The sequence below is a fragment of the Natronorubrum sediminis genome, from assembly GCF_900108095.1.
GTDB classification, from domain to species: Archaea; Halobacteriota; Halobacteria; order Halobacteriales; family Natrialbaceae; genus Natronorubrum; species Natronorubrum sediminis.
The window spans coordinates 50874-68226 of record NZ_FNWL01000005.1 but is presented as its reverse complement, the minus strand read 5'-3'; the positions used below and the strand labels follow the sequence as shown (position 1 = coordinate 68226).

The following is a 17353-nucleotide window of genomic DNA, read 5'->3' as shown; positions in this document are numbered from 1 at the left end:
GCTGATCCGGAACACGACCAAACATTCCTCGACGAATTGTTCCACGTTCTCGCTGACAAACGGACTCAGCACCGCCAGTCGATATGCTGACAATAGATTACACAGTACGGAACCGACTGTGAGGCTGTCTCGGTGGCGATAGCACAGCAGCTAGCGGTCCGAGTCGTCGATATAACTCGTAAACGGTCGGTTACTCGGCGTCCTCGAGTAATCCGAGATCAGTTGCAACGAGGTCGGCAATGGTGTCGACGATATCAGGGTCGACGGTTGCAACGTCGTTCCCACCGTGTAACTGTTCGTTGTGCCGCTCGACCGTCTCGGCAACGTCTGAGAGGGGAATACGGGAGGTCGTCTCACACTCAGCGCAGACGATCGGAACGCGGGGTTCGTCCTCGTTGGCGGCTGTCATCGGGTATTTCTCTCGAGCGAAGTGACAAAGCTTCACTGGTTGTGAATGTTCACGCAGCGGTTGCGTGACGATTTCGTGCCGACCGTCGCCCGCAGGCGATCATCCCGACTGACGTCGAGTGAGCGCGAGTGCGACGAGCGCGAGTGCGACGATCACCGCCGGAACGCCGAAGCCGGGGATCACGTCGGCATCGTCGGTGTCGTCACCGTCATCGCTTTCGCCATCGTCACGCTCCCCATCGGCGCTATCGTCGCTTTCGTCACCGTCGTCGCTACTGCCCTCAGCACTGCCCGTTTCGCTGACGACTGGTGTGCCACTGTGATCGTTTTCCACACCGTCGACGCCGGTTTCGTCGCCATCGAGTTGTAAGACGACGACGACCTGTCCGTGTGAGCCGTCTGGGGTGTACGTCCACTCGCCGCCGACTTCCTCGTAGGATTCTGCGTCTTCGATTGCGTCGACGTCGGTGTCCCACGCCTCGTTTGGCTGTTCGATGTAGCCGACGACGTCTATCTTGTCGGCGTGTTCGCCTTCGATCTGGACCTCGCCGTACTCGATCGTCGCGTTCTCCTCGAGGCCGTGCATCTCGATGCTGTGGGTGTCCATGTAGCCGTCGCCCTGGACGAGGTCGTCGGTCGTTCCGAACTGGTCGCTATCGAGCGGTCGGTCGTAGTGATCCGTGAGCGGGTACTGGACGGTCACGGGGTTGGCTTCGGAGTGCCAGTCCAGTTTCTCACCGGTCTCGATGGTGACCGTCGTGTCTGGAACGCTTTCGCCGACGATCGGCTCGCCGGCTTCGTTGAGTAACGTCACGCCGATCTTTCCGGAGCCGTCGCCGAGATACGGCGAGCGGTACTCGTCACGCGGGTTGATGTAACTCACCCAGTCGTCGTCGCCCGCCTCGTAGTACAATTCGCCCTCTTCGGGTGCCGGTTCGACGTAGGCGTCCTCGGAGACGGAGCCGTTCGCCTCGCTCACGTCGGATTCGATGGTACTCGCAGACGCGGTGATCGTGGCGCTATCGGCACCGATTCCGCCGGGGGCCGCGAGGCCGACGACGCCGATGAAGACGAGTCCGGTCAGCGTGAAGGCGAGGACTGCAATGCCTCGATGCATCGCTACCGTCCTCCGGTGGTCTGATCCGGCCGACGCCGCTGACTGCTCGAGTGAGGCGCCGACGCTGCCCATCTCAGTGCCTGTTCGAGCCGTCTTAGTCCCTGCTCGCACCGTCTCAATCCCTGCTCGCGCTGTCTCCATCCCTGTTCGCGCCGTCTTAGTGCCTGTCCGAGCCGATGTGTCCATCGGTGGCTCTCCTGTGTCATCTCCTCAACAAGCGATAGTCACCGATTTTTATATGACACGGATACCAGAATATAATGAGTTCCTACCAGCCTTCTCGAGAGTGTTTCACGCGTCACAATCGAGGTTCGCGAGGAGTGTTTCATCCGTCACAATCGGGATCTGCGAGTGGAAACTGGGATTCACGAGTCGAGTGTTTCGAGTGAACGTGAGCGTAGAACGTGTCGCTTATGCGGCTCTCGCCCCTAACCCGGAAAAGATGAGTGAGGGCGACGTTGCGGCGTTTACGCACCTCGGGGAGACGGTTCGGGGGGCGCTTTCCGAACGCGGCTTTTCGACGCCGACGGCACCACAGCGAGTGGCTATTCCGCCGTTGTCGGCCGGCGAGCACACGCTCGTGATCGCGCCAACGGGGAGTGGCAAGACCGAGACTGCCATGTTGCCCGTCTTCGATCACCTCCTCGCGGACGATGGCCCACCCGAGGGCTTCGGAGTGTTGTACGTCACGCCGCTGCGAGCGCTCAACCGTGACATGCGCGAACGCCTCGAGTGGTGGGGCGAGTACCTCGGTCTCGAGGTGGACGTTCGCCACGGCGACACGACCCAGTACCAACGGGGGAAACAGGCCAAAAACCCGCCGGACGTGCTCGTGACGACGCCGGAGACGTTGCAGGCGATGTTGACGGGAGAGCGACTTCGGGAGGCTCTCGCCGACGTTTCTCACGTCGTCATCGACGAGGTTCACGAACTCGCCGCCTCGAAACGGGGCGCACAACTCGCCGTCGGCCTCGAACGCCTCGAAGACCTCGCGTCGGGCGTCCAGCGGATCGGCCTCTCGGCGACGGTCGGTGACCCTGGGGAGGTCGGACACTTCCTCACCGGCGGTCGTCCCTGCGAGATCCGCGAAATCGACGTGGGGAGCAACGTCGACGTGACCGTTCGCCAGCCCAAAATTACCGACGAGGACGAGCGACTCGCGGGCGAACTGATGACCGAGGCGGACACGGCCAGTCACGTTCGTCTCATCCGCGATATCGTCGCGGAAAACGAGTCGACGCTCGTGTTCGTCAACACGCGCCAGACGGCCGAAGCACTCGGCTCGAGGTTCACCGAACTCGACCTCCCGATCGGCGTCCACCACGGCTCGCTCTCGAAGGAGGCCCGAATCGACGTCGAAGATCGGTTCAAAGCGGGCGAACTGGACGGTCTCCTCTGTACGTCGTCGATGGAACTCGGCATCGACGTCGGCCGCGTCGATCACGTCGTCCAGTACAAAAGTCCGCGGCAGGTCGCGCGCTTGCTCCAGCGAATCGGTCGCGCGGGCCACCGACAGGACGAGGTCTCGAGCGGGACCATCGTGACGACCCGTCCCGACGACACGTTCGAAGCGCTGGCGATCGCTCGACGGGCGCGAGACGGTGAGGTCGAACCGGCGGCGATCCACGACGGGAGCCTGGACGTGGTCGCGAACCAGCTTCCCGGTATCGTCCAGAGTCGCGACGCGATCCACGTCGAAGACGCCTACGAGACGGTCTCGCGGGCGTACCCGTTCCGCGATCTTCCAGTAGAGACGCTCCGGGAGGTCGTCTCGGAACTGCATCGAAACCGTATCGTCTGGTTCGACGAGTCGGCGGATCGACTGGAGACGACCGGCGGCACCTGGCAGTACGTCTACTCGAACCTCTCGATGATCCCCGACGAGGCGACGTACGAGGTCCACGACATCGCCTCGGGGAGCCAGATTGGAACGCTCGACGAGCGCTTCGTCGTCAACTTCGCCCAGCCAGGCGAAGTGTTCATCCAGCGCGGGGAGATGTGGCGAATTGCCGAGATCGACGACGAGGAGGCCCGTGTCAAGGTCAGTCCGATCGAAGACCCCGCCGGCGAGGTACCCTCCTGGATCGGCCAGGAAATTCCCGTCCCGGCTCCAGTCGCGGGCGAAGTCGGGGAGATTCGCGGCGTTGCGGAACCCCAGTTATCGGGTGGTGCGGACGCGAGCGCGGTCGGCCGCGAACTCGAGAGTCGCTACCCTGCCGATGCGTACACGCTCACGGAGGCCTGCGAGCAACTCGAGCGCCAGATCGAGACAGAAGCACCGATGCCGACGGCGGATCGGCTGGTCCTCGAGCGCCAGGGACGGACCGTCGTGGTGAACGCACCCTACGGCCACACGGTCAACGAGACGCTCGGCCGCGTGCTCTCGTCGTTGCTGGGCCAGCAGGCGGGGTCGTCGGTCGGCCTCGAGACGGATCCCTATCGAATCGAACTCGAGGTTCCGAGTTCGGTCGCGACGAGTGACGTGCTATCACTCCTCGAGGAGACGGACCCAGATCACGTCGAGACCATCGTCGAACTCGGGCTGAAGAACTCGGACGCGCTCGCGTTTCGGCTCGCGCAGGTGTCGGCGAAGTTCGGCGCGCTCAAACGCTGGCAAGGGAACGGTTCGGGCCGTCTCTCGAACGACCGACTACTCGCCGCACTCGAGGAGACGCCGATGTACGAGGAGTCGCTCCGAGAGGTGTTTCACGAGGATCTGGATGCGGCGGGGGCGAGTGCCGTTCTCGGGGGTATTCAGGCTGGTGAGATCGAGGTCGACACCTACCGCGGCCGAACGCCGATCGGACAGGGTGGTCGGTCGTCCGGTGGGAAGGAATTGTTGGCACCCGAGAACGCGGATGCGAGCGTCATCAACACGGTCAAAGAACGAATTCAGGACGACCGGATTATCCTCCTGTGTACCCACTGCACCGACTGGAAGGTCACGACGAAAGTGAGGCGCGTGTCGGATCAGCCGACGTGCCCGGAGTGTGGTTCGACGCGGATCGCCTCACTCAATCCGTGGGCAGACGAGGTCGTCCAGGCCGTGCGTGCGAACGAAAAAGACGAGGAACAGGAATCGATGACCGAACGGGCGTTTCGAAGCGCCGGCCTCGTCCAGAGTCACGGCAGACAGGCCGTCATCGCGATGGCCGCTCGAGGCGTCGGTCCTCACAACGCGGCGAGAATCATCAATAAATTGCGAGAAAACGAAAGCGAGTTCTATCGCGATATTCTCTCGAAAGAGCGCGAATACGCCCGCACGCAGGCGTTTTGGGATTAGGACGTGCGACGATTTCGTTTTTCGTTCGACGGGTGGCACGATAGTAACTAGTACTCCCTGACAGTTATTTCGACCAGTAACACAGTTCTTATTACGATGAATCGTTAGTTCCTGACAATGGAATCCGGTCCGCCTTCTTCGCCAGCTGACGGACACGCGGACCACTCAAATCTCTCTCGCGACTCCGGGTTGGCGTCACTTCTCACGGCCGCCGATATGGCCAGTTTCCGACTCGACGCCGACGGCAGGATTATCGACGTCAACGAACGCTTCACGTCGGTGAGTGAATACAGTCGCACAGCACTCCTCGAGAAACCGTTTTCAACCCTTCTCGAGGACGAGACACCCACGTTCGAATCCATCGTCGACGATGGTGACCTCCCGGTCTCGACGACGATCACCCTTCGAACTAACTCCGGGACGTCGCTCTCGGCGACACTCCACGTCGCGTCGGTGGCTGATGACTCTTCCGCGGAGATTGTCGGTATCCTCGATCGGCCTACGACACCGGCCGGGTCCGTCTCGGCGTCTTCGCTCACGTACGGCCGCACGTTCGAAGCGTTGGCCGGTTCCCTCCCCGACGGAATCATCGTTCTCGACGAGGAGAGCACGATCCAGTACGCGAACCCGGCCATCGAGCGGATCCTGGGCTTTTCACCCGACGACCTGGTCGGCTCGAGCAAAGTCACGATCATTCCGCCGCGGCTTCGAGCGGATCATCTCGAAGCCTTGAAGCGCTATCTCGAGACGGGCGAACGCCACTTGAACTGGACGTACGTCGAACTGCCGGGACAACACGCGGCGGGCCACGAGGTTCCACTCGGCGTGTCGCTCAACGACTTCACGTACGACGGTGATCGCTACTTCGTCGGCCTCTTTCGCGATATCTCACCACGAAAGGAGGCTGAACAGACGCTGACGACGAAGGTCTCACAACTCGAGACGGTCTCCTATCTCGGCCGACACGCCCTTGAGAACGCGGATATCGACGCGCTCCTCGAGAAGGCGAGCGACCTGATTGCGACGGCGCTGGGTGTCGATTGCTGTGCGATCTTCGAACACGAGGAGGGGAACGCAGACGAACCGTTTACCGTCCGCTCGTACACCGGCTGTTCTGAGCGGCTGATAGACGCAGAACGCAGTCAGCAATCCACGGACGACGCCGACTCGTTGACGGCGGCAGCGGTCACGGCCCGCGAGCCTGTCGTCGTCGAACACCTCGAGATGGACGACAGATTCACCGACTCGACGGGGCTGGCAGCGGCTGATATCGAAAGCGGGGTCGGTGTCACAATCGGTCGGTTTGACGACCCGTGGGGCGCTCTCACCGTCTACGGGTCCTCGCCACAGGAGTTTGCAAATCACGACGTCGACTTCCTCGAGAGCGTCGCGACGGTCATCGCGAGCGCGATCGAGCGCCAACGCTACGAACACCGACTCAGCGAAACAGTCGCGGATCTTGAGGAATCGAACGAACGCCTCGAGCAGTTCGCGTACGCGGCGAGTCACGACTTACAGGAACCGTTGCGGATGGTCTCGAGTTACCTCCAGTTACTCGAACGACGCTACGCGGACGCGCTCGACGAGGACGCGACGGAGTTCATCGAGTACGCCGTCGACGGTGCGGATCGAATGCGCGAGATGATCGACGGCCTCCTCGAGTACTCGCGCATCGACTCGCAAGGAGAACCCTTCGAACCCGTCGATCTCGAGGACGTTCTCGCGGATGTTCTGACAGATCTACAGGTACAAATCGACCAACACGACGCCGAGATTACGGCGACGCCACTGCCAGCGGTCCGAGGAGACCCGAGACAGCTTCGGCAACTGTTTCAGAATTTGCTCTCGAATGCGATCGAGTACCGCGGCGAGTCACCGCCGCGTATCCACATCGATGTCGAGTGTCATGGCAGTCGGTGGAAACTGTCGGTTCACGACGAGGGTATCGGCATGGAGACAACGGACACCGACCGCATCTTTCGGGTGTTTCAGCGACTCCACAGCCGCGACGAGTTCGACGGAACGGGAATCGGACTCGCACTCTGTCGGCGGATCGTCGAACGCCACGGTGGGAAAATCTGGGCAGAGTCCGAACTCGGCGATGGGGCGACGTTTTCGTTCACGCTCCCGCCAGCGTCGACGGAGGCGTAAGCAGCGGGGTCGGACGCCACTCGAGGTCGCCGACTGGTTCCTGCTTTCTGCGCTGGGTCGGGACGTGTCTCCGTAACGGACATACGAATCGACCGCGTGGGTTTCGGTATGAACTTCGCGCCGGGTGCCTGGAAGTACGCGCTGGTGCCCCTCCTCGCTGCGCCGTTCGCGTTTCTCATTAGCGTGAGTGCGAGTCTCGTCGCGCTCGCCGTCGGTGTCGGGACGCTCGCGTTCTTTCGCGATCCTGACCGGACGCCACCGCCGACGGGCGTCGTCTCGCCGGCCGATGGCAATGTCTCCGTCCTCCGCGAGGAAGGTGAGCGCGTCCGCCTCGGCATCTTCATGAACGTCTGGCACGTCCACGTCGTCCGAGCCCCCTTCGATGGGACCGTGACCGACGTCGAACACGTCTCCGGCGCGAACCGTCCGGCGTTCTCGAAGGAGTCGGATCGGAACGAACGCGTCCACATCCGACTGGAGACGGACGCCGACCTCGAGACGGCCAGTGACTCGAGTTCGAGCGCATCGACATCGACACGTTCTGGCGACGCCGACTCACACGCACAACTCGACGAATCGGGGAGCGACGCGACGGTGACGATGATCGCGGGGGCGTTCGCTCGTCGCATTCACCCCTACGCCGAGCGCGACGACGAACTCGAGCGAGGCGACCGAATCGGCCACATCGCCTTCGGCAGTCGAGTGGATGTCCTGTTTCCGCCTTCGGTGGAACTCGAGGACGTCGCCGTTGAGGTGGGCGATTCGATGACGGCCGGGGAGACGGTGGTGCTCGAGGCTCCGGTCGGCGGGGAGATCGAACTCCGATAACAACGGCTCGTTCGGGGCTCGAGGATCGCCGGAGTCGAGAGTACACCGGCCGATAGCATCGCCAGCCGCTTTTTTCGCACATATTTCATCACGGTGGAAATACGACTACCGAAGGTGGGGTTCAGAGTCGGGTGAGGGTGTACAGAGACGGGTGGCCGAGCGAGGTGTGTGTTTTCAACGCTGTCTACGTCCGAAAACGCGCGCTCGATCCAGCAATGACCATTAGAACTAATCACTCAAATTCGTAGTAGCGACTCGGTGGTATTCTGGCCGACGCGCCGGTGTCAGCATTCTCGAGGGAATAAGCAACAGTTCCTCCGAACGCTTTTTTCTGCTTCTGACGATGTCTATACTCTCTTAGAGTGCTGAGCACCAGTACGGCGTGCTCGAGCGATTCGCCGACGGTGAGACACTCGAACCGGTTATCGGTCGCTCGTCATCGAACGACTCCCCGTCCGACTGTCTTAGTCCGTGTATCGACGTTGTGTACGCACCGACGCTCGTACGGCTCTGTTGAACGTTCTACTGAATCTTCTCGAGGATAGATTACGATTCCCGACAGAACTCTCGTCGTGATCGTCAAATATTGGCGGTTGATTATGTGTGTAGAAAATTCTACCGGGTACCGACGGACGATTCGTCACCGTGAACGTTCGAACTGTCGGCTCCTTGCCCGCCGAGGTCGCTGTCCGTTCAAGAGAGCCGTTCGTGTACCTTTTCGATCGGGTGCGGGGGCGTTTCCGCTCGAGTCTCCCGATCGCGTATCTGGCTCCGACAGGATGCACCTGGGGCGACCGGGGTGCCGCCACTCTCGTCTAATTTCTCGTAGAGCCGTTCACCGATCGCTTTCGAGAGATCGTAGTGTTCGGCTTCGTACCCGAACGATCCGGCCATTCCACAGCAACTGGACTCGATCGGGTCGACTTCGTAGCCGGCACGCCGGAGGACGCCGACGGCGTGGTGATCTTTTCCGGTCGCCTTCTGGTGGCAGTGCCCGTGGTAGGAGAGCGTCTCGTCCGTCTCCTCGAGCGGTAATTGCTCGACGAGTCGGTAGGTATCCAGGTACTCACTGATGCCGTAGGCGTGCGTTGCAACCGTTTTCGCGTCCGCTGTGGGTAGCAAATCGAGGTACTCGTCCTGAAACGCGACGGCGTCGGACGGTTCGATAGCGACGATGTCGTACCCCTCCTCTATGTACGCAGAAAACACGTCGACGTTCTGTCGGGCCCGCTCTTCGGCCGCGTCGAGCATGCCCACCGAGTACGCTGCGCGCGCACTCGGGGCGATATCTCGCGGTATGTCGACGTGGACGCCTGCGGACTCGAGTACCGCGATGGTGGCTTTTCCGGCTCGAGGGGAGCTGTAATTCGTATACGTATCGGGGAACAACACCACCTTTCGATCGGCTTCCGCCGCGCTCACGCGCGACCCGCGTTTAGCGTACCATTTCTGGAGCGTTTCCCGCTGGAAGGAGGGGAGTTCGCGTTCTGGTGCAATCCCGGCTACCTTCTCCATTACCAGCCGGCTCCCTGGAATCTTCTGGCCGACGTTTGTGAGCGGCGCGACCGAGCTCCCGAGTCTCGAGAGCGTATCGATGTTGCCGAACAGCCGCTCTCGCAGCCCGATCCCTTCGCGTTCGTGATACTGATACTTCGTCTCGGCTTTGAGTTTCGCGACGTCGACGCCGGTCGGACAGTCGTTTTTGCAGCCTTTACAGCCGACACAGAGATCCAGTACTTCCTCCTGGAAGCGCTTCGAATACAGCTCTTCCTCGGGAAGATCACCGGAAATCGCGGCGCGAAGCATGTTCGCGCGACCACGGGTCGTCGCAATCTCGTCTTTCATCCCCCGGTACGTGGGACACATCACGTCATCGGTCTGGCGACAGGTGCCACAGCCGTTACACAACTCGACCAGGTGCGAGAACCCGCCCTCGTCCGAGAAATCCAATTTCGTCTGTGGCTCGATCGAGCTGTATCCCTCCCCGTACCGGAGGCTTTCTCGCATATCAGTGGGATTGTCGTCGGTGTAGACGACCTTCCCCGGATTCATCCGCCAGTCGGGGTCGAAGGCCGATTTGACGCCCTGAAACGCACTCCAGAGGTCTTCGCCGTACATCTTCGGGTTGAACGCCGTTCTCGCGAGCCCGTCCCCGTGTTCGCCCGAAAACGACCCTTCGTGCGCTAAAACGAGGTCGGTCACGTCCTCGGTGATCGACTGCATCGTCTGGATACCGTCGTCTTCCTTGAGATTGAGGATCGGTCGAATGTGAAGCGTCCCGCTGCCCGCGTGGGCGAAGTAAGCGGCCGACGTTTCGTGGTCGTCGAGGACCTCCATGAACGTCTCGACGTACGCTGCGAGTTCCGACGGCGGAACCGTCGCGTCCTCGATAAACGGGTAGGGCTTCGGATCGCCCTCGAGGCCCATCAACAGCGGAATCGCTGCCTTCCGAAGCTTCCAGATGTCCTCCTGATCGTCCTCGCTGTACGCTTCGATCGCGTCGAACGCATCGCCGTCATCGACGAAGTGGGTGGTCGTCCGTTCGATCGCTTCCGTGAAATCGTCGTGGAGTTCAGAATCGTACTCCACCATCAACGCCGCGTTCGTCTCGTCGGGGATCGGTTCCTCGTACCGGGAGAATTGCTCGGATTCGCGCGCGAGTCTGAACACCTCGTCGTCCATCAACTCGACAGCGCTGGGATCGAACTCGAGGGCCTCGGGAACGGCCTTCAGCGCGTCGATCAGGTCCTCGAAACAGTAGAGGACGAGTGCAGTCTCTTCGGGGAGCGTGACGAGACTAATTTCTGCTTCCACGACGACGCCGAGCGTCGACTCTGCGCCGACGAAGAGCTTCGAGAGGTTGATGATCTCCTGACCCGCCTCGTTCTCGTAGAGTACCTTGTTGAGATTGTAACCGGAGACGTTGCGCTTGAGGTCCGGATAGCGGGCCTTGATCTCGTCTTCGTTCTCCTCGACGATCGATCGAACGGTTTCGTAAATGCTCGCTTCACGGTCGTCCTTCGCCACGATTCTCTCGTACTCCGCAGAGTCGAGTTCGATTTCTCGCGTGTGGATCAACTCGCCGTTGGCGAGGACGACTTTCAACTCCTCGGTGTAGGCGTCGGTGATACCGTATCGAACGGAGTGGGCTCCAGTCGAGTTGTTTCCGATGCCGCCCCCGATCGTGGCGCGGTTCGAGGAAGCCGGATCCGGGGCGAACTGCAGTCCATGCTGGGCGACACGGTCGTCGAAGTGATCCTGAACGACCCCCGGTTGGACGCGCGCTCGTCGCCGTTCGACGTCGACCTCGAGAATCTCGTCCATGTACGTCGTCATATCGAGAACGACGCATCCCGGACCCACCGCCTGACCGCCGAGGGATGAACCTGCCCCGCGAGCGATAACGGGCACCTCGTGTTCGTTCGCGACGCGGAGGGCATTGCGAACGTCCTTCGCGTCCCTCGGAAGAACAGCACCCGCGGGTCGAGCCTGGTAAATGCTCCCGTCACTCGAGTACAGCACCTGTGCGTACTCGTCGAATCGAACCTCTCCCTCGACAGCAGATCGAAGATCGTTCGCTAGATCGGCGTATTCGCTGACGTCATCGTAGTCGTTCTCGAGCACACTTCGAAACGCCTCGTAGCTACTTCGGTCGTCCCGGGGCTTTTCGACGGCCATCGTCGGTATCCTCGAACATCGATCATTATAAACACTGTTGTTGGTCTCATATTGAAGACTGGTGACGGACTACTCTGTCGTCGACGCAAACGGCCTCCTCCGTAGACCACAGTCGTTTCGAATAGCGAACGGACGAGAGTACCCAGACCAAGATATAATGTGACAGAATCATGGTGTATACGGTTATTCGTCAGCGAACCCCAGCGGCCGGTGAACGTGATCGAACTCAGTAAGAACACCGTGTCGGCTGTGCCTCGCTGTTGGGTGTGCGCTTTCGCATTTCGTGCTGGCTGTGAAGGGAGCGCTGTTGCAGCCGCCAAATAATTTCACTAGCAGAACATCGTATTCTCGACCGTACTCAGTCGGATACTCACCGACTATCCTCACGATATTGGACTCCTTCGCAATTGGACTCGTTCGCCCGCTCTATCGTGCTCGAGGGGTCCCGACGCTCGTCATTCACGTCGTCGTTTCGAGCGTCGATTATTTCTTCTCGGCTCTCATCGTTCCACACGCACCGCCGACCGGTACGTTCGTATCGGCGTCGCAAATCACCTACCGTAATCCATGCAACCCGAATATCCCACGCCAGCTCACGGAACGCGCGTCGTCGTCTCACCACCGACAATTGTGCTCGGACGCGAAGCCGTCACGAACGTTGGTGAGTACGCGACGCTCCACGGGAGCAAAGCGCTCGTTATCGCAACGAAACAAATATTCGATATTCACGGCGAACAAGTCCTCGAGAACCTCAATGATGCCGGTATCGAGACGGTCACTTACACAGATGTCAGGCCGGACCCGACCGTAACGAACGTGGAGGAAGCCCACGCTCGCTGGGAGGCCCAAGACTGTGACGTTATCGTCACGATAGGCGGTGGTTCTTCCATCGACACGGGCAAAGCCGTCGGCGTCTTGGCGACGAACGACGGGTCGATTCGAGAGTTCGCCGTCGACGAAGCAGGATACGAGGGTGTCCCGAATCCGATTCCACCGCTCGTATCCGTCAATACCACCGCTGGTACCGGAAGCGAAGCCACTAGATCGATCGTCGTCACCGATAGCGAAACGTCGACTAAATTCCTGGTGGTCTCCGAGCACGTCGTCCCAGACGTCGCGATTGAAGATCCCGAACTCACGGTCTCACTGCCACAGAATCACACGGCGTTCACCGGGATCGATGCTCTCACGCACGCTATCGAAGCGTTTGTTTCGGTCAAATCTCATGGCGTTTCGGACGACTACGCTCGCTCGGCGATCCGACGAATAGCGACGTGGTTCCCGAAAGCGTGGGCCAACGGAGAGAACATCGAAGCTCGCACGGAGATGATGATCGGACAACTCCAAGCAGGACAGGCGTTCACCAACTCGTCCGTCGCCCTGGTACACGGCATGGCCCGGCCGCTGGGAGCACAACTTCACATTCCACACGGACTCGCCAACGCACTTTTGCTCCCGTACGTGATGGAGTTTTCCGCGATGGCCGCACCGGAAAAGTTCGCGGAAATTGCCCGCCTATTCGACGTTGCTGATGACGCCGACCCGGATCAAGTGGCTGCGAGAAAAGCCAGCGACGCCGTTTTCGAACTGTGTACGGACGTCGAACTCGCGTCGTACCTCGAGGACTTCGGTGAAGTTCCTGGTCGAGAGGCGTACAGGGAAGTCGTTCCGAAGATGGCTCAAGATGCAATCGAGTCCGGATCTCCTGCCAACAATCCGAGGAAGCCAACGAAAGACGAAATCGAGGGTCTCTATATCGACCTTTACGGTGGGTCGTTAGATCCGGATAGCTCCCGGCGGTCAAACACGAACTCCAGCGTCGAATAACTCCTTCTCTCTATTATTGGACACTTACTCGGGATTGATGCTGTCGGTCCCTTCTTACAGTTTACGAGAATAATAATAAGGTTGATATAACCAGAATACACAGTGGCCGAATTAGCTACTAAACGAACAACAGCCACGGAGATACTAAACTAAATAGTCATGAGAAATGTATAATCAGTTACTTTATCTTTCAACCCGGCTCGACTTCTACAACCGATGTCAATCTACGGATCGTCATCCGTTGATTGTTCGCTGTTACCGGATAGCAAAGGCATTACAGTATTATTTGTGTAATGCTTTTCTACGTGTGGCCATATTTCTTCTTTCCACCGGTGAAATAAAACCTTCCTATAATACCTTGTAGGAAGATTCTGTTAGTTTCGCGTTCCGTGTTACCGAACGCCGCTGGCTTTTGATCCGGTTCGTACTCCCTTCTTTTAGTCCCCCCGGAACGTCCGTTCGCCAATACCGAACCCGTTTCGGTTTTTAGTTGATCACGGTACTTATGCGAATCACCGTCGATTACTCGGGCGATGGCGAACGACCGAACCCAGACCGTTAAATCGGCCGACAATCTGTTTGGTGTACTAAACGCGGTTCACGAACTCGATGGTGCGGGTGTAACGGAAATCGCTTCAGAACGAGGGATTGCGAAAAGCACTGCCCACGATCATCTGACCACGCTCGTCGAACACGAATTTCTCATAAAGAGCGAGGGAACGTACCGAGTTGGATTGAAGTGTCTTCACTACGGCATCCAGGCGAAAAACCGGATCGAACTCGCCGACGTCGCCATGCCATCGATGGAGCAATTGGCGAAGGAAACCGGCGAAATCGTCTGGCTGATGGTCGAGGAGCACGGCAAGGGCGTCTACCTCGAGAAGGCGATGGGCGAACGAGCGGTCCAACCGTACGGTGAAATCGGTAAGCGCGTTCCACTGCATAATATCGCGGCTGGTAAGGCAATTCTCGCTCACACTCCGGAGTCGTCCGTCCGAAAAATAGTCGAGACCAACTCTCTGGAGAAGGTAACCGACCGTTCGATTACCGATGTCGACGAGCTACTCGAGGAACTCGAAATCGTCCGAGACCGTGGCTATGCCCTGAACGACGGGGAAACGTTCGAGGGTTTCAGAGCCGTCGGCAGCCCCATCGTCCACGAAGAACAACTTCTCGGGTCGATTGCCGTTTCCGGTCCGGAGAATCGGTTTCGCGGGGAGCGATTTCGACAGGAACTCCCCGAAATTGTGACGGGGGCGGCGAACGCGATCGAACTGAGCCTCGCGAGTCGGTAGAGTCAGTTAGTACCAAACTGTTCCACCATCAACGTTGATATCTTGAGCAGTAATCTGTCGAGCGTTCGGCCCGAGCAGAAATGACACCGCTTCAGCGACGTCTTCCGGATCGACCAGTTCACCCAGCGCAGCGTCGTCCGCGAATACCGCTCGCTTCGCCTCTTCGTACGAGAGTCCACGTTGTTCGGCCTGATTTTCGATAACCCGTTCGATTCGCGGACCGGCGGTCGGTCCCGGACAAACTGCATTCACCGTCACGTCGTCGTCCCCCAACTCGAACGCGAGTGTGCGTGTGAGTCCTATCACCGCCATTTTCGACGCTGTGTACGGCGTTCGGTTCTCGAGGGGACGTTTCCCGCTGATCGAAGAGATGTTCACGATGCTCGCTCGCTCGCTCTCGACGAGGTGGGGCGTCGCGTGCTTCGCCACGAAGAACGGCCCCATCGCATTGACCGCCATCGTCCGATTCCAATCGCTCGCGTCGATCTCGGTAACGGGAGCGGTCGGCCCGGCAATACCGGCGTTGTTCACGACGCCGTCGAGTCCACCGAACGCGGTGATCGTCTTATCGATTACACTTTCGACTGCCGTCTCGTCAGTCACATCCGTTCGATACGGTAGGGCGCGGTCGTCTGCATCGGCTAGGGTCGCCGTCTCCTCGATGCCATCGCTTCGTGCTGCGAGAACGACGTTCGCTCCCTCGTCGAGTAACCGTAGCGCGATCTCTCGGCCGATTCCGCCGCTCGAACCGGTGACGATGATCGTTCTGCCCTCGTGCATGATCGTTCGTTTCTTGGCCCGGACAATAACTGTTCGTCCAGATTGTGGTTCTGCGGATGCGTTTTCTCCCAAGAGACGGAATGAACGCGTAGTTATAATATATCGTCTCTCGAATATTGGGGTCGGATGTACGACACAATTCTCTTTCCCACCGACGGCAGCGACCTGTCCAAACAGGGAATCGATCATGCCGTAGACCTGGCACAGACGTACGACGCGCCACTTCACACGGTGTTCGTAGTCGATCAAACCACCTACGCGGGTCTCCCGAACGACATCGAACGTGAATCCATACAGAACCAACTTCGAGAGGCCGGTTCACGGTCGTTCGAAATGCTCGAGTCGGCGGCTGACGACGCGGGAGTTACGCTCTCGTCGGCCGTGCTCTCGGGGGTTCCCCACGAGCAAATTATCGAGTACGCGGAGTCGAACGGAGTGGATTTGATCGTCATGGGAACCCACGGTCGTTCGGGCTTCGACCGCGTCCTACTCGGGAGCACGACGGAAAAGGTTCTGCGACTCAGCCCTGTGCCCGTTCACTGTGTTCCCCGAAATGACTGACTCCTCGGCAGTGAGTCGGTAGACCCCACGATTTATGCACTGGAAACGATATTGGTAGTCGTACGCATATGAGTACTATCGAGTATCTCAAGGAGGCTGAAGACGTCTCTATCGGAATCGAACAGGACGTAACGGATGCGGTCCACGACATCCTTTCGGAAGTCAACGAGCGCGGTGACGATGCCCTCCACGAATACACCGAACGGTTCGACGACGTCGAACTCGAGGAATTTCGAGTCTCTGAGACCGAAATTGAAAACGCGACCGATGAACTAACCGATTCGGAGAAAGAAACGATCGATAAGACGATCGAGAACGTTCGCGCGTTCCACACGGAACAGCGCGAACACATTTCGGGCTTCGAGAAGGAGTTCGAAGAGGGCGTCCGCCTCGGACAGCGAGTCGTTCCAGTTGAGTCGGTTGGCACGTACGTTCCGGGCGGACGCCACCCACTCGTCGCTGCCCCGGCAATGTCCATCGTACCGGCGACGGTCGCTGGTGTCGATCGAATCGTTACCTGTGCACCACCCCAGGCGGACGGGGGGATCCAGCCGGCCCAACTGTACGCGATGGACCGATCTGGTGCGGACGAGATTTACAGCATCGGCGGCGCACAGGCAATCGCTGCGATGGCTTACGGGACGGAGTCCGTCCCGAGCGTTGCGAAGGTTACAGGCCCGGGCAACGTCTTCGTGACCGAAGCCAAGCGCCAGGTCTTCGGCCACGTGGGAATCGACTTCCTCGCCGGTCCCTCCGAAGTCCTTATCTTGACCGACGAGACGGCCGACGTCGACCTCGTCGCGACGGATCTACTCGCCCAAGCCGAACACGACCCCAACTCGCGGCCGATCCTTGTCTCGACCGATCGCGATATCGCCGAGGCGACCATCGAAACGTTCGACGAACAGGCGACGCAGCTTCGAACCGAAGACGTTGCCCGGGAGTGCTGGGAGAATAACGGCGAAGTCCTCGTCGCTGAGACGATGTCCGACGCCGTAGACGTCGCCAACGAGTACGCAATCGAGCACCTACAGGTTATGATCGACGAACCGCGCTCGATCGTTGACGACCTCCACAACTACGGGTCACTGTTCCTCGGCGACTACTCTCCGGTCGTCTTCGGCGACAAGGCCGTGGGAACGAACCACAGTCTCCCGACGTTGGAGGTCGCCCGCTACAGCAGCGGCATTACGGTCAATACGTACTTGAAGGTGCTCACCCATCAGGAGGCAACCGAAGAGGGTGCGGCACGGATCGCTCCGTGGGCTGCCAAAATCTGCGAACTCGAGGGGACTCACGCTCATCAGCTCTCGGCCGAAGCACGACTCCGCGACGATATCAGTCCGAAGTACGGACCCGGCGAATAACGGTTCACTCGTCTCGACGACGTCCCCGGAGCGAAACGGAAATTCACAACGAGAAGCC

Annotated in this window: 11 protein-coding genes; 7 read left to right on the top strand and 4 right to left on the bottom strand. The window is 59.6% G+C overall.

Translation table 11 applies throughout. The annotated features are described in order from the left end of the window. Positions 1-190: 190 nt before the first annotated feature. A complete protein-coding gene (locus BLW62_RS16685; RefSeq protein WP_090508174.1) occupies positions 191-409 on the bottom strand; it encodes a DUF8149 family protein in 219 nt (72 codons plus the stop codon). A gap of 99 nt (positions 410-508) precedes the next feature. After that, positions 509-1525, bottom strand: a complete 1017-nt coding sequence (locus tag BLW62_RS16680; RefSeq protein WP_090508314.1) for a PGF-CTERM sorting domain-containing protein — start codon at positions 1523-1525, stop codon at positions 509-511. Positions 1526-1967: 442 nt separating this feature from the next. Here BLW62_RS16680 and BLW62_RS16675 point away from each other — a divergent pair, with 442 nt between their 5' ends. The 3 genes from BLW62_RS16675 (at position 1968) to BLW62_RS16665 (ending at position 7787) form a co-directional block, all read left to right on the top strand. Further along, complete coding sequence (locus BLW62_RS16675) at positions 1968-4808, top strand: DEAD/DEAH box helicase (protein ID WP_090508173.1); 2841 nt, start codon at positions 1968-1970, stop codon at positions 4806-4808. 117 nt (positions 4809-4925) lie between these two features. After that, on the top strand, positions 4926-6959 hold the full coding sequence (locus tag BLW62_RS16670; protein ID WP_090508172.1) for a PAS domain-containing sensor histidine kinase: 2034 nt from the start codon (positions 4926-4928) through the stop codon (positions 6957-6959). Positions 6960-7067: 108 nt separating this feature from the next. Further along, entirely contained in the window at positions 7068-7787 is a 720-nt protein-coding gene (locus BLW62_RS16665; protein ID WP_090508171.1) for a protein sorting system archaetidylserine decarboxylase, read from the top strand. Positions 7788-8480: 693 nt separating this feature from the next. On the opposite strand, the gene BLW62_RS16660 is transcribed toward BLW62_RS16665, so the two are convergent. After that, positions 8481-11465: an FAD-binding and (Fe-S)-binding domain-containing protein gene (locus BLW62_RS16660; RefSeq protein WP_090508170.1), complete on the bottom strand. Its 2985-nt coding sequence runs from the start codon at positions 11463-11465 to the stop codon at positions 8481-8483. Between the two features lie 567 nt (positions 11466-12032). Between BLW62_RS16660 and BLW62_RS16655 the strand changes: the two genes are divergently transcribed. Both BLW62_RS16655 and BLW62_RS16650 read left to right on the top strand, forming a co-directional pair. Next, the gene (locus BLW62_RS16655; RefSeq protein ID WP_090508169.1) at positions 12033-13292 is read left to right on the top strand and encodes an iron-containing alcohol dehydrogenase; all 1260 of its coding nucleotides are present in this window, start codon (positions 12033-12035) and stop codon (positions 13290-13292) included. A 533-nt stretch (positions 13293-13825) separates the two neighbouring features. Beyond that, a complete protein-coding gene (locus BLW62_RS16650) occupies positions 13826-14587 on the top strand; it encodes an IclR family transcriptional regulator (RefSeq protein ID WP_090508168.1) in 762 nt (253 codons plus the stop codon). Positions 14588-14593: 6 nt separating this feature from the next. On the opposite strand, the gene BLW62_RS16645 is transcribed toward BLW62_RS16650, so the two are convergent. Further along, positions 14594-15367, bottom strand: coding sequence for an SDR family NAD(P)-dependent oxidoreductase (locus BLW62_RS16645; protein ID WP_090508167.1), 774 nt, complete (start codon positions 15365-15367; stop codon positions 14594-14596). Between the two features lie 126 nt (positions 15368-15493). On the opposite strand from BLW62_RS16645, the gene BLW62_RS16640 reads away from it, so the two are divergent. Both BLW62_RS16640 and hisD read left to right on the top strand, forming a co-directional pair. Then, positions 15494-15928, top strand: coding sequence for a universal stress protein (locus BLW62_RS16640; RefSeq protein WP_090508166.1), 435 nt, complete (start codon positions 15494-15496; stop codon positions 15926-15928). A 68-nt stretch (positions 15929-15996) separates the two neighbouring features. Beyond that, positions 15997-17295: a histidinol dehydrogenase gene (gene hisD / locus BLW62_RS16635; protein WP_090508165.1), complete on the top strand. Its 1299-nt coding sequence runs from the start codon at positions 15997-15999 to the stop codon at positions 17293-17295. Positions 17296-17353 lie beyond the last annotated feature (58 nt).